Genomic DNA, 12,330 nt, shown 5'->3' with positions numbered 1-12,330 from the left:
TAAACCTGAAATTTAAAAGTTTACTGCTTTTTCAAAATTACAAGAGATTGCGGTTTTACGCCTTTGGCCGAAGCCGATAAAACAACTTCATTTTCTAATGCATCTTTCTGAATAATTACTTGTGCATAACCATTAAAAAGCTTTCTTTTCCAAGGTTCAGATGGCGTTATTACCTGAATAATTCCCGGATCAGTATTCATAACATCCCAGTCTTTTATTTTTTGCAAAGGCGGCGCAATAATCTGAATCGTGTTCGGACCTTGTTTTAAAACAACAGCGTTAAAAACATATTTTTCAGGATCTTCTGCACTTGGCGCAATCTTATTTCCGTTGACAAAAACGACTGCATTTACTCCAATTTTTTTATAAAAGAAGTTAACCGTATTTGATTTTAAATTGTTTTTCAAATAAAATTTCCCTCTGTACACATACGCCGGAGCCTGATTTTTATAATCCCTGTCTTTAAAAGCTTCCTTCCAGTTATTTTCAGAATCAGAAATTTGATTTGGAAGATCAACCGAAGCCAGTTTTTTCTCTTCAAAATCAGTAATCGGAACAAACTCCGTTTCCTCAAAAAACTGATCTTTTTCTAACGAAGTCGGATTTCCGTTTCCAACACCGAGAATTTTCCCACCTTTTATAGCAAACGTAATTTCATGATTTGCAGTTGGCACATGCAATCCTTTTTTGTCTGTAATTTCTACCGTTACAACAGCTACATTACCATTCGCAACATTTTCCTTATCAACCGTAAGTTTTATATTTTCAGCAATTTCGGTTGTTTTTTGAGTTTCAGTCAGGATCTTTTTTCCGTTTTTAAAACCAACAGCTTCCAGCGTTCCCGGTTCGTATTTCACTTTCCATTCTAAATGGCTGTTTACTTCCATTTTCTTTTTACCGAGACTTTTCTTGTTCAGGAAAAGTTCTACTTCATCACAATTCGAATGCACCCAAACATCGATTTCTTTTCCTTCCTTTCCACTCCAGTTCCAATGCGGCATAATATGTAAAACAGGTTCATTTCCCCACCATGATTTCAAATAAAACACATTGTCTTTCGGGAAACCACAAACATCCATCATTCCAAAATAAGACGTTACAGATGGCCAGCCATAAGGCGTAGGTTCTCCGCGATAATCAAAACCAGTCCAGATAAACATTCCAGCCAAATAAGGTCTTTCGGCATAAAATTTCCAGCCTTCTTCAATACTGTAAAAAGTCGGACGCGGTTTTTTATCATAAGCGCTTTGGTAATGTTTGGCATCATCCGTAAAATAAACCCCGCGCGTTGCAAAAGTCGAGCCTTCCTCCGTTCCCATTCCGGGTTGGTTTTTAAACTCATTTCGGTGCGCATCAATATCTCCGTTTCCAAGATAATTATATCCCATAACTTCAACAACAGACGAAATTCCACTTTTAAAACCGCTACTAATTCCAACCGTTACAGGTCTTGTCGCATCAATACTTTTCGTAAATCCCTGCATAACATTCGTAATGCGTTCACCAACGATCCCGCCTTCGATGTTCCATTCTTCATTTCCAACAGACCAGCAAAAAATACTCGGATGATTGCGGTCACGTTCGATCATTCTTTTTAAATCATTCAAATGATAATCGTTAATGCCCATCAATCGGGTTTCATCAATAACCAACATTCCCAATTCATCACAAGCCTTCAATAATTCAGGCGTTGGCGGATGATGTGAGCAACGATAAGCGTTTGAACCCATTTCTTTCAATTTACTAATTCTGTAATATTGCAATTCATCCGGCAAAGCCGTTCCTATTCCAGCATGATCCTGATGATTATTGGTTCCTTTTAATTTTACCGATTTTCCGTTAAGAAAAAATCCTTTTTCAGCATCAAAACGAATCGTTCTAATTCCGAACGGCGTTTCATAACGATCAATTATTTTACCGTCCTGCTTAATCTGAGTAATTAATCGGTATAAATTTGGCGATTCAATATCCCACAATAACGGATTTTGAACCTTTAATTTTGAAGTATATGTTGCTGTTTTATAGAAATCCGGAGCTGTTGCATTTTCTGTATTTGTAGCAACTTCTTTTCCTGTTGCATCCTGAATAGTTTGAAGTATTTCAAACTGACCTTTATAATTTCCTTTATTTTCAATCGTAACTTCTGCCGTAACTTCAGCATTATTCTCTTTTATTTCTGAGGTTACATAAGTTCCGTTGGTTACAACATGAAGCGGATTCGTTTTTTGCAAATACACATGTCTGTAAATTCCGGCGCCTTCATAAAACCAGCCTTCTTCCATCGAAGCATCAACACGAACAACTATTGTATTTTCTCCACCATAATTTGCATAAGCTGTAACATCATATTCAAATCCGTTATAGCCGCTTTCTTCTGTTCCGAGAAAAAATCCATTAAAAAACACTTTCGAATTTCTAAAAACGCCATCAAATTTTAAAGAGATTATTTTTCCTTTATCACTTTCCGGAATGTTGATTTTTTTTCGGTACCAACCGATACTTTTTTCAGGAAAATTTTTTCCCGCTGTTTTAAATCCATGGCTGTAACTGGCTTTTTCACTAAAAGATTGTTCAACTGCCCAATCATGCGGAAGATCTAATTTTCTCCAGGCGCGATCATCAAATCCCGCTGCTGCAGGTCCGTCGCCAAATCCGGTTTTAGTCAAATAAGAAAAATATCCGGTTGCGTGCCCAAAATCTTTTTGAGTATCATACAAATGTCCAAACGAAAAACGCCAGTCTTTATCGATTAAAGTTAGTTCTCTTTCTGATTTGTTTTGTGCTGAAGCATAACACGATATCAAAAAAATAAAACAGAACAGAATTCCTTTTGGAGAAATAGTTTTCATAAATAAAGCGGTTAACGAATTTGGTTTTGGAAATAGCGATAAAAATATTGTTTTTAAGCCGAATAAAATAATAGTATTTCATCAAAATATGATTGTTTCTGTCTGATAATTATAACTGATAATTAAGCATCAAAAAATTTAGAATCATTCTATCAGCCCTTCTTTACGAAATATTATTCTTTTGATGTAATTTTATATAGAAAACCAATAAAACCAAGTATTATATGAGTGTTATAAAAGACGAAAATACGCTTCTTAGCACTATTAAGCGTATAGATGAAGAGATTGATAAGCTAAACGATAAAAAGATAATTGCCTTTTTTGAGCATCTTGGATTAACTGACAGAGCCGATGTCCCAAAAGATTTCCTGAAATGGGAAACGATACTCATTGTTGTTCCGGACCGACATATTTCGCACGAATTAAAATTCTTTAAATACTCTATTTCAAGACTTTCATTCGTTACAAATCCGTATGCGCAAAACATTCATATTTATGATTTTAAGGAATGGAATGCCGTTACCAGAAATAAAACGCAATTTCAGGTTAGAGAAATGCTGAAAACAAGTTTTGGCGGTGTTCGGAATATTATTGATGGAATGAATTAACTTTGGTTTGTAAAAATGTAATAGTTTGATAAGTATCGTTGTATTCCAAAAGTAAAATTCTAACTATGCTTTATCTTTTTTTTGCCACGAATTTTACTAATCTACACTAATTATTTTATTAATAATTATCCCAAAGCTTTGCGAATATTGTATTCTTTAATCATTGAATACTTTGTAACCTTTGCGCAAAATCTTTGCGAACTTTGCGGTTAAAAATACTTTTCAAAATGAAATGGATTACCAGAGAAAGACCAAAAATTGACCGAATTGCCTGTCCGTGGCTGATCAGGAAATTTGTTGATCTTGATGCTGAATTCATTTTTGTGCCTTTTGATCAGGTTTTAAATAAAGCGAAAGAATTAGATGCGATTCCGTTTGATATTCCAAACGTAGAATTTACGCATTATAACGAAGAATGTACTTTTGATTACATCATAAAAAAGTATAAAATTGTCGATCCGGCAGTTCTAATTATGGCTAAAATTGTTCGCGGTGCTGATACTGACAGACATGATATTGCCAAAGAATCTGCCGGACTTTGGGCAATTTCTGCCGGACTTTCGCACAATATTACAGATGATGCTGAATTATTAAAAAACGGAATGATTATTTATGACGCGCTCTACAGTTGGGCAACTCATTTATACAAGCAAAAGCATTTGCAGAATAGTCCTTTTGAAAATTTACTTCATGAAGTTTACAACAAGTTTTTATCTGAGAAAAAATCAAATAAAAAAACGCCTTCGTGGGTCAAAGATTTAAAAGAAATGATTCAGGATCAAATAGACACACAATTTGCTTTTGATCTCAAGAAAATATCGAGTGATTTAGAACTCAATCCTTCTTATTTATCCAGAGAGTTTTCTAAATATTTTGAAGATTTAAATTTTGGCGAATATGTTAGAAAACTTCGCATCGAAAAAGCCATAAACCTCATTCAAAATTCAACTTATACACTTACCGAAATTGCTTATATGACGGGCTTTTCAGATCAAAGTCATTTTACCAGAATATTTAAACTGCATACCGGAAAAAATCCTTCTTCATACAGAAAAAATGCACTAAAAAGTAATTCAGATACAAAAGGTAAATAGCCTTCTATTTATCGCTTTCAAGTATCTGTAGTTTTGTTTTTTAATAAAACCAAACTATCATGAATTCTTTAAAACATATTGCATCAATTGCTCTGTTTGCTTTTAGTGCAACCGGATTTTCTCAAACTATGTATCCAAAAATAACGGGATATTTTGGAATCCTTCATCCTATTGTAACGGTTAGTAATGAACAAACCAACTTAAATTTCAGAGATTATTATGCGGTAGGTTTTCCAACCGGAATCAACATTTGGAAGAATCAAAAAATTGGTTTTTCTTTTGAAATTGTACCGAATATTAAAGATGAAGACGGACATGATAAAGTAACCAATATACTGTTTCATCCCGGCGTTCTGGTCGCTTTAGGAAACGGTTATACATTTGCGGGAAGACTTGCTTTTGAAAGTGGCGGAAGATATGGTGTAACGCCTGTAATTAATAAAACCATAATTAAGAGTGATAATTGCAGCTATTTTGTTGCTGTTCCTTTGCCCGTTCGTTTCGGCAACGATCATCCTGCTACTTTTACGGTTGGTTTTCAATTTGGAATTGCTTTCTAAAATTTTCTATTTTGACTTAAATACTACTAATTCAATAAAATAAACTAATGAAATAGAATAAATCATACTTCATATATAAATATAAATCACTATATTTCAACAACTTAAACAAAGACATATTCATTGTTTATTTTATGTCTATGTTGAGCAATAATTCTTTTGAAATACAACTGAAATATTTATATATGGAGACAAATTTTGATATTATTGTTATTGGTTCAGGTCCTGGCGGCTATGCTTCGGCCATTCGATGTTCGCAATTGGGTTATAAAACTGCAATTGTCGAAAAATATAAAGCACTTGGCGGCACTTGCACCAATGTTGGCTGTATCCCCACAAAAGCATTGCTCGATAGTACTGAACATTATCATGAAGCGGCAACCAAATTTGCAACTCACGGAATTATTACGGGAAAATTAAGTTTGGATTTTGCCCAATTCATTAAAAGAAAATCAGAAGTTGTCGAGCAAAATATTGCCGGTCTTAATTTTTTAATGAAGAAAAATAAGATTGAAGTTTTTGAAGGATTTGGTTCTTTTTTGAATGATAAAGAAATTAGCGTAAAAGCAAATGACGGTTCTTCGACGACTATTTCTGCTACGTATTATATTATTGCAACAGGTTCTAAACCAGCTACAATTCCCGGTGTTGAAATTGATAAAAAAAGAATTATTACTTCGACAGAAGCACTTTCGCTTCCCGACAAACCAAAAAGTATGGTCATTATTGGCGGCGGCGTTATTGGTGTTGAAATGGCTTCGATTTATGCCAGAATTGGAGTTGAAATTACAATAATTGAATATTTTGACAGCCTCATTCCAACAATGGATAAAGATTTAGGAAAAGAGCTTAAAAAGATATTTACCAAACAAAATATCAAGATTTTATTGAGTCATAAAGTTCAGTCGGCCAAAAATAATGGTAAAAACACAACAGTAAGTTTTCTTGATTCTAATAATGCCGCGCAGGAAATAACGGCAGATTATTGTTTGGTTGCCGTAGGAAGAAAACCGTATACTGAAGGTTTAGGATTAGAAAATACAGCTGTAGAAACAGATTCGAAAGGCAGAATTGTAACGAACGAAAAACTCCAAACCAAATCTGAAAATATTTATGCTATTGGCGATGTTGTTGCCGGAGCCATGTTGGCGCATAAAGCGGAAGAAGAAGGAATATTTGTCGCAGAAACAATCAACGGTCAAAAACCACATATCAATTACAGATTAATTCCCGGTGTTGTTTATACCTGGCCAGAAGTTGCTTCTGTAGGCTACACTGAAGAAGAACTGAAAGAAAAAGGTATCGAGTATCGTGTTGGGAAATTTCCTTTTTCGGCAAGTGCGAGAGCGAGAGCGGCAATGGAAAAAGATGGATTTTCTAAAATACTTTCTGAACCTAAATACGGTGAAATTCTGGGAATGCATATTATTGGTCCAAGAGCTGCCGATTTAATCGCGCAAGGTGTCATAGGAATGGAATACGAAGTAACGGACGAAGATATGTTCCGAATTTCGTACGCGCACCCAACGTATTCTGAAACGCTAAAAGAAGCATATATGATCGCTTCCGGACAAGGAGCAATAAATATTTAAAAAAAAATGTTTCAAGTTTTTGTTTGTTTCAGGTTTCAAGTTTAACCGCAAAGCAACCTGAAACAAAGAAAACCTGAAACCTGAAACAAAAACCTTAAAACTATGAAAACTTCAAACAACACTATCCTTATAACCGGCGGCGGATCAGGAATTGGATATGAAATTGCAAAGCTTTTTGCTGCTGATAATAAAGTAATTATTACAGGAAGAAATGCCGAAAAACTAGAGAAGGCTGCTTCGAGTTTACCAAACGTTACTCCAATTGTTTCTGATATCAATGATGCTTCTGATATAGAAAAACTTATATCACGACTTAATAAAGATTTTCCGGATCTTAATATTGTCATTAATAATGCGGGACTGGCAAACTATTTTAAATTGACGGATGAAAATGCCAATGCTTTTGAAAAAGCGAGTGATGAGATTCTAACGAATTATCTTTCTATTGTAAGATTAACCGAAAAATTATTGCCTTTATTGCAAAAACAACCCGAAGCAGCTTTTGTAAATGTTTCGTCTATTGCAGCGTTTTCTCCAGGATATACACTTCCGGGTTATGCGGTAAGTAAAGCAGCACTTCACTCCTATTCTCAAGTGCTGAGAGTTTCTCTTGAAAAACATGAGAAACGACCAATCGTTAAAGTTTTTGAATTAATGCCGCCGCTTGTTAATACAGAATTCTCTAAAGCTATTGGCGGCGAAAATGGTATTAGTCCGATCGAAGTGGCGTTAGAACTAAAAAGAGGTTTAGAAACCAATACTTACGAAATTCACGTGGGCGGAACTGCCGATTTTTATAAATTGTATTTGTCTTCGCCAGAAAATGCTTTGCAGGCTATGAATGCGAATCGATAAGGTTTTTTGATTTTTTACGCAATATTGTCATTCCGGAGGACGAGGAATCTCCGCAAGAAACTAACACAATCTATGTCGAGCTGCTTGCGGAGATTCCTCGTTCCTCGGAATGACAAACTACATCTTAAAACTAGTTTTATTTTTTAATTTCAAAAATCCTTATAAACTTTTGCTCTAGTTTTTTCCTTTTTCTTTCCTCTTTATATCTTGAATAGAAAGCTACAAAAAGCAAAAACAAATTAACAATTGTAGATGCTCTTCTAAGTCCTCGTGCAAAAAAAAGAAAGAATATATTGATTCCAATTATACCAATTACTGGAGAATATTCTACCCAAAGTGATTGAAATCTATTATTGGACTCAACAACGTAATTTACTTTAAGTACATTATTAACGTTTTTGTAATTCCCTTTTACAATAAAATGTGTTGGTGATGTTGTTGAATTTATGGTTAATCGAAAACTTGCATCATCAAAAAGTCCATAAAAAGGTTTTATTCCACCAAATTTAGGAAATAGTCTAAACAGATTTAATTTTACTTTTAGAGAACCAATTTCAGTATTGTTTTTTAATCTTGCGCGGAATTCTGATAAAGTAAGTTTTGATTCCATTAATTATTTTTTAAAACTCTTTAAATTCTTTTAATAAGTTCTTTTACTCTAACAAAAACATAATCTGCTTTCAGATCAAAAATAACCATATCAAAATCACTGCTTCCTTCTTCAAAATAGCCTTCTTTTTTGGTATCAATATATACTTTTCTAAAATATTGATCTCGTTTCTTTAACCAGCCTAATTGTTCTGTTCTTAATTTAGATTTTTCTTGAGAACTCAATTTCAATCTTAAATTCTTGTAGGCAAGATTTAGCAAACTATCTGATTGGTAATAATATGTAATCGAACAATTCTTCATACCAATCCCAGTGTCTAAACAATCCTGATGCGCTATTTCTAATTTAGTAACGGTTTTCATCGTTTGTGCAGTGCAATGAAATGAAAACAGAATAAAGAGTGATAGGATTATTTTTTGAATCATAATTCTCATAATAAATTAGAAAATAAACTTTGTGATCGTTGCGTAAATCCTAGCCAGCTTATCCGCTAAATTCAAAACACCTGAAACAAAGAAAACCTGAAACAAAAGAATTACTGACCAAGCAAACTCTTCACCATTTCATTCAGAGCATTTCCATGAATGTTTTTAGCCAAAATAATTCCGTTTTTATCGATTAGAAAATTTAGTGGAACTGACTGAAGCATATAATCACCAACAACCGGAGATTTCCAATATTTAAGATCACTCACTTGCGTCCATGGTAATTTTTGTTTTGCAATGGCAGCAAGCCAAAGCGGTTTTTTAGTATCCATAGAAACACTGTAGATCGTGAATTTATCCGGATAAGTATTGTATAATTTTATCAATTCGGGTTGTTCTTTAATAGAAGGCCCACACCAAGAAGCCCAGAAATCTACCAATACCAATTCTCCTCTAAAAGAAGAAAGTACAACATTATTTCCTTTTGTATCCGGAAGATCAATTTCCGGAGCGATATCGCCTACATCGGTTCCAACAACCTGAGCTTTTGAACTTGTTATTACACAACATAAAAATGCTGCAATGAGTAAAGTTTTTTTCATAATTGATTAAGTTTATTTATTTGGGGCTTTTTAATCTCGCAAAATGATACCGTTTACTAGTTGACTAGCCTCCTGCTTTAGCTGGAGTCATCATAAACCAGATTCGAAGGCTTTAGCCAAAAATATGGGTTTCGGCTAAAGCCTTTATATTATCATTTTTAATACCTCCAGCTAAAGCAGGAGGCAATTCAAAACAAAGTCTTGCAAGATTAATCTACAAGCAAATATAATTTTTCTTTATTAAATCTTTCAACATTCTTCTTCTCCATCTTAAAATTATCCTAAAAATTTTTCTTTAAATTGGTATATCGGGAAAAGTCGATATATTTGCAGCATGGAAAATATAGAAATCTTTAAGGCATTGTCTAACAAATCCAGATTGCAAATGCTGGAATGGTTAAAAAATCCCGAAATAAACTTTCCGGAACAACTGCAACATGCAGGATTTGAACACGGAGTTTGTGTTGGACAAATACAAGCCAAGGCTGGCTTAACACAATCGACAGTTTCTGAATATCTATCTATTTTACAGCGTGCAGGCTTTATAGAAGCAACGCGCGTTGGACAATGGACTTACTATAAACGCAACGAAGGTGCCTTTGAAGCACTCAGTAAATTAATTCAATCTAATTTGTAAATTACTATGAGTACAAACAACCTGTTTTCGCCATTTAACTTAAAAACGTTAAATCTTAAAAACCGAATCGTAATGGCGCCAATGACGCGTTCATTTTCTCCTAACGGAATTCCAACTGATGAAGTAGCTGCTTACTATCAAAAAAGAGCTGAAGGCGAAGTTGGTTTAATTTTATCTGAGGGAACTGTTATCGACAGACCTTCATCATCAAACGACGGAAATGTTCCTCATTTTTATGGAGATCAATCTCTAAAAGGATGGAAAAAAGTGATCGAAGAAGTTCACGCTGCCGGAGGTTCAATGGGACCACAAATTTGGCATATGGGAATTATGGATAATCATCATTCTGGATGGGTTCCGCCAGTTCCTTTTGAAGGACCATCAGGATTAAACAGACCTGATTTCAGCAATGGAAATATCATGACGGAGAAAGATATTGAAAATACTATTCTTGCTTTTGGAAAAGCTGCTGCTGATGCCAAAAGATTAGGTTTTGATACGATTGAAATTCACGGTGCACACGGTTATTTAATCGATCAGTTTTTTAGAGCTGAAACGAATTTACGTACTGATATTTATGGTGGAAAAACGCTTCCTGAACGTAACCGTTTTGCTATTGAAGTGATAAAAGAAATCAGAAAACAAGTGGGTAACGATTTTGCTGTTATCATGCGTTTTTCTCAATTTAAACCTTCTGATTACAACTATAAACTGGCTAAAAATCCACAAGAATTAGAAGCATGGCTTACGCCTCTTGTTGATGCCGGAGTTGATATTTTGCATTGTTCTCAACGTCGTTTCTGGGAACCTGAATTTGAAGATTCTGACTTAAATTTTGCAGGTTGGGCTAAAAAAGTAACCGGAGCGCCAACTATTACTGTTGGTTCTGTTGGACTTTCAGGAGATTTCTTTGGAGCATTTTCAGGAGAAAGTTCTGAACCAACTTCTTTAGAAGAATTAAACAGACGTTTCGACAGAGGTGATTTTGATTTGGTTGCTGTTGGAAGACCTCTTTTATCTGATCCGAATTGGGTTGCAAAAATTAAAGCCGGTAAAACAGAAGAATTGAAAGGTTTTAGCAAAGAAGCTTTGGGACAATTGGTTTTAGAATAATCTAAGGTTCTGAGGTGCTAAGATTCTGAGATACTAAGGTTTTCTTTGAACTTTGTTCAAATATACAAAAGGGATGAAACTCATAAAGTTTCATCCCTTTTTTGATTTCTATAACTAACAAAATAGAAAATCATTTTTTTTATAGGTTTAGAGAGGCAAAGATGCAAAGGAACAGAGGTTTCCTTTGAACCTTTGCACCTTTTTTTACCTTTGTACTATGCTACTTTGCTCCTTTGAACCTTCTTCTGAAGCCAATTTCTAACTGGTTCATCATATAATTTCAAACATAAATAAGCCATGACAATAGTCGCAATTAAAAGTCCGATTCCCCATAAATAGCCATCTGCTAAAGAAACTTTATTATCGACAACCCAAGCAGTATACCAATAAATTAGCGGATAATGTGTTATGTAAATTGGATATGAAATATCGCCTAGAAGTTTGCATATTTTAGCCGAAAATGGATTTCCTACTTCTCCACCCGCACCAATGGCAACAATTAAAGGGAAAACCAGAATAATACAAAACGATTCGTATAAACCATTCATCCATAAACTGTTTTCATCTCCAAATCTTGGTAACGCTAAAACGATGGCTATTAAAAGACTGCAAACCCAGAAAGCGCCTTTTATGTGAATCAATTTTCCTAAACGGGAAAGCAAAATCCCCGCAAAAAATGGATACAACAAACGTGTAAAACCAACATTCATTTGTTCCAGATTTAAAGACCAACCGCCAATAACATCTCCTTTTGGGCCAAAAACGGTGTAATTAATTAACAGTCCGGCAAATATCAGTACGAAAACCGATAGCACTTTGTTTGAAAATTTGCGAAAAAATAAGGCGTACAAGATATTTGCAATATATTCAAAGAAAAGCGACCATGCCGGACCATTTAAAGGATGCATTTCGGCCCAGCCTCTAATTTCTAATGATGGCGGAATTGGTAATAATGTAAATCCAATGATCATCGTTAAAATCACTTTCCAAACTTCCATTCCGCCAATCATCGGAAACAAAATATCCGAAGCCTGAAAATAATAGAAAATAGCTCCAATGATCATTCCCATAATAACCATGGGCTGTAAGCGAATTAAACGTCTTTTGTAAAATTCCCATTGCGTCATTTTTCCCCAACGATCGTCATACGCATAAGCGACAACAAATCCTGATAAAAGGAAAAAGAAATCAACGGCTAAATATCCGTGATTGATGATTTGCACAAAACGATTTCCACCTGAAAAGGTTTCAAAAATATGAAAAGCAACAACTAAAATTGCCGCTACTCCACGCAAACCGTCTAAAATTTCATAATGTTTTTTAGGTTTAATATCGGTCATATTAATGGTTAGTTATTAATTGTTAATGGTTGATAATTAATTATT

12 protein-coding genes are annotated in these 12,330 nt (G+C 34.5%); 7 read left to right on the top strand and 5 right to left on the bottom strand.

Annotation, left to right across the window (positions count from 1 at the left end; translation table 11 throughout):
* Window positions 1-20 precede the first annotated feature (20 nt).
* The gene (gene galA, locus GKZ86_RS04165; protein ID WP_154781852.1) at window positions 21-2,849 is read right to left on the bottom strand and encodes a beta-galactosidase GalA; all 2,829 of its coding nucleotides are present in this window, start codon (window positions 2,847-2,849) and stop codon (window positions 21-23) included.
* A 224-nt stretch (window positions 2,850-3,073) separates the two neighbouring features.
* On the opposite strand from galA, the gene GKZ86_RS04160 reads away from it, so the two are divergent.
* The 5 genes from GKZ86_RS04160 (at window position 3,074) to GKZ86_RS04140 (ending at window position 7,558) form a co-directional block, all read left to right on the top strand.
* On the top strand, window positions 3,074-3,457 hold the full coding sequence (locus GKZ86_RS04160; RefSeq protein ID WP_154781851.1) for a hypothetical protein: 384 nt from the start codon (window positions 3,074-3,076) through the stop codon (window positions 3,455-3,457).
* A gap of 227 nt (window positions 3,458-3,684) precedes the next feature.
* Window positions 3,685-4,551: a chromate resistance protein ChrB domain-containing protein gene (locus GKZ86_RS04155; protein WP_154781850.1), complete on the top strand. Its 867-nt coding sequence runs from the start codon at window positions 3,685-3,687 to the stop codon at window positions 4,549-4,551.
* Between the two features lie 59 nt (window positions 4,552-4,610).
* A complete protein-coding gene (locus GKZ86_RS04150) occupies window positions 4,611-5,111 on the top strand; it encodes a hypothetical protein (RefSeq protein WP_154781849.1) in 501 nt (166 codons plus the stop codon).
* Window positions 5,112-5,296: 185 nt separating this feature from the next.
* Window positions 5,297-6,703 (top strand): dihydrolipoyl dehydrogenase, encoded by a 1,407-nt coding sequence (gene lpdA / locus GKZ86_RS04145; protein ID WP_154781848.1) that lies wholly within the window; start codon window positions 5,297-5,299, stop codon window positions 6,701-6,703.
* Window positions 6,704-6,805: 102 nt separating this feature from the next.
* Window positions 6,806-7,558, top strand: coding sequence for an SDR family oxidoreductase (locus tag GKZ86_RS04140; protein ID WP_154781847.1), 753 nt, complete (start codon window positions 6,806-6,808; stop codon window positions 7,556-7,558).
* A gap of 136 nt (window positions 7,559-7,694) precedes the next feature.
* On the opposite strand, the gene GKZ86_RS04135 is transcribed toward GKZ86_RS04140, so the two are convergent.
* The 3 genes from GKZ86_RS04135 to GKZ86_RS04125 all read right to left on the bottom strand — a co-directional run bounded on the left by GKZ86_RS04135 (window position 7,695) and on the right by GKZ86_RS04125 (window position 9,195).
* Window positions 7,695-8,168, bottom strand: coding sequence for a hypothetical protein (locus GKZ86_RS04135; RefSeq protein ID WP_154781846.1), 474 nt, complete (start codon window positions 8,166-8,168; stop codon window positions 7,695-7,697).
* Window positions 8,169-8,188: 20 nt separating this feature from the next.
* Window positions 8,189-8,530 (bottom strand): lysozyme inhibitor LprI family protein, encoded by a 342-nt coding sequence (locus GKZ86_RS04130; protein WP_194632445.1) that lies wholly within the window; start codon window positions 8,528-8,530, stop codon window positions 8,189-8,191.
* 173 nt (window positions 8,531-8,703) lie between these two features.
* Window positions 8,704-9,195 (bottom strand): TlpA disulfide reductase family protein, encoded by a 492-nt coding sequence (locus GKZ86_RS04125; protein ID WP_154781844.1) that lies wholly within the window; start codon window positions 9,193-9,195, stop codon window positions 8,704-8,706.
* A gap of 334 nt (window positions 9,196-9,529) precedes the next feature.
* Between GKZ86_RS04125 and GKZ86_RS04120 the strand changes: the two genes are divergently transcribed.
* Together GKZ86_RS04120 and GKZ86_RS04115 are read left to right on the top strand one after the other, a co-directional pair.
* A complete protein-coding gene (locus GKZ86_RS04120; protein WP_059117276.1) occupies window positions 9,530-9,832 on the top strand; it encodes a helix-turn-helix transcriptional regulator in 303 nt (100 codons plus the stop codon).
* Window positions 9,833-9,838: 6 nt separating this feature from the next.
* Window positions 9,839-10,945: an NADH:flavin oxidoreductase gene (locus tag GKZ86_RS04115; protein WP_154781843.1), complete on the top strand. Its 1,107-nt coding sequence runs from the start codon at window positions 9,839-9,841 to the stop codon at window positions 10,943-10,945.
* Window positions 10,946-11,160: 215 nt separating this feature from the next.
* Here GKZ86_RS04115 and GKZ86_RS04110 read toward each other — a convergent pair whose 3' ends face one another.
* Entirely contained in the window at window positions 11,161-12,285 is a 1,125-nt protein-coding gene (locus tag GKZ86_RS04110) for an acyltransferase (RefSeq protein WP_154781842.1), read from the bottom strand.
* Window positions 12,286-12,330: the final 45 nt, after the last annotated feature.

This window comes from Flavobacterium sp. LC2016-13 (assembly GCF_009707955.1).
Lineage (GTDB): Bacteria > Bacteroidota > Bacteroidia > Flavobacteriales > Flavobacteriaceae > Flavobacterium.
The sequence above is the reverse complement of the archived record's forward strand: the minus strand, read 5'-3'. Positions and strand labels throughout refer to the sequence as shown.

Excerpts from the sequence above, each read along its gene's own strand:
- GKZ86_RS04130 (WP_194632445.1), bottom strand. The coding sequence starts at position 8,530 with ATGAAAACCGTTACTAAATTAGAAATAGCGCATCAGGATTGTTTAGAC.
- GKZ86_RS04140 (WP_154781847.1), top strand. The coding sequence starts at position 6,806 with ATGAAAACTTCAAACAACACTATCCTTATAACCGGCGGCGGATCAGGA.
- GKZ86_RS04125 (WP_154781844.1), bottom strand. The coding sequence starts at position 9,195 with ATGAAAAAAACTTTACTCATTGCAGCATTTTTATGTTGTGTAATAACA.
- GKZ86_RS04120 (WP_059117276.1), top strand. The coding sequence starts at position 9,530 with ATGGAAAATATAGAAATCTTTAAGGCATTGTCTAACAAATCCAGATTG.
- GKZ86_RS04150 (WP_154781849.1), top strand. The coding sequence starts at position 4,611 with ATGAATTCTTTAAAACATATTGCATCAATTGCTCTGTTTGCTTTTAGT.
- galA (WP_154781852.1), bottom strand. The coding sequence starts at position 2,849 with ATGAAAACTATTTCTCCAAAAGGAATTCTGTTCTGTTTTATTTTTTTG.
- lpdA (WP_154781848.1), top strand. The coding sequence starts at position 5,297 with ATGGAGACAAATTTTGATATTATTGTTATTGGTTCAGGTCCTGGCGGC.
- GKZ86_RS04110 (WP_154781842.1), bottom strand. The coding sequence starts at position 12,285 with ATGACCGATATTAAACCTAAAAAACATTATGAAATTTTAGACGGTTTG.
- GKZ86_RS04115 (WP_154781843.1), top strand. The coding sequence starts at position 9,839 with ATGAGTACAAACAACCTGTTTTCGCCATTTAACTTAAAAACGTTAAAT.
- GKZ86_RS04155 (WP_154781850.1), top strand. The coding sequence starts at position 3,685 with ATGAAATGGATTACCAGAGAAAGACCAAAAATTGACCGAATTGCCTGT.
- GKZ86_RS04160 (WP_154781851.1), top strand. The coding sequence starts at position 3,074 with ATGAGTGTTATAAAAGACGAAAATACGCTTCTTAGCACTATTAAGCGT.
- GKZ86_RS04135 (WP_154781846.1), bottom strand. The coding sequence starts at position 8,168 with ATGGAATCAAAACTTACTTTATCAGAATTCCGCGCAAGATTAAAAAAC.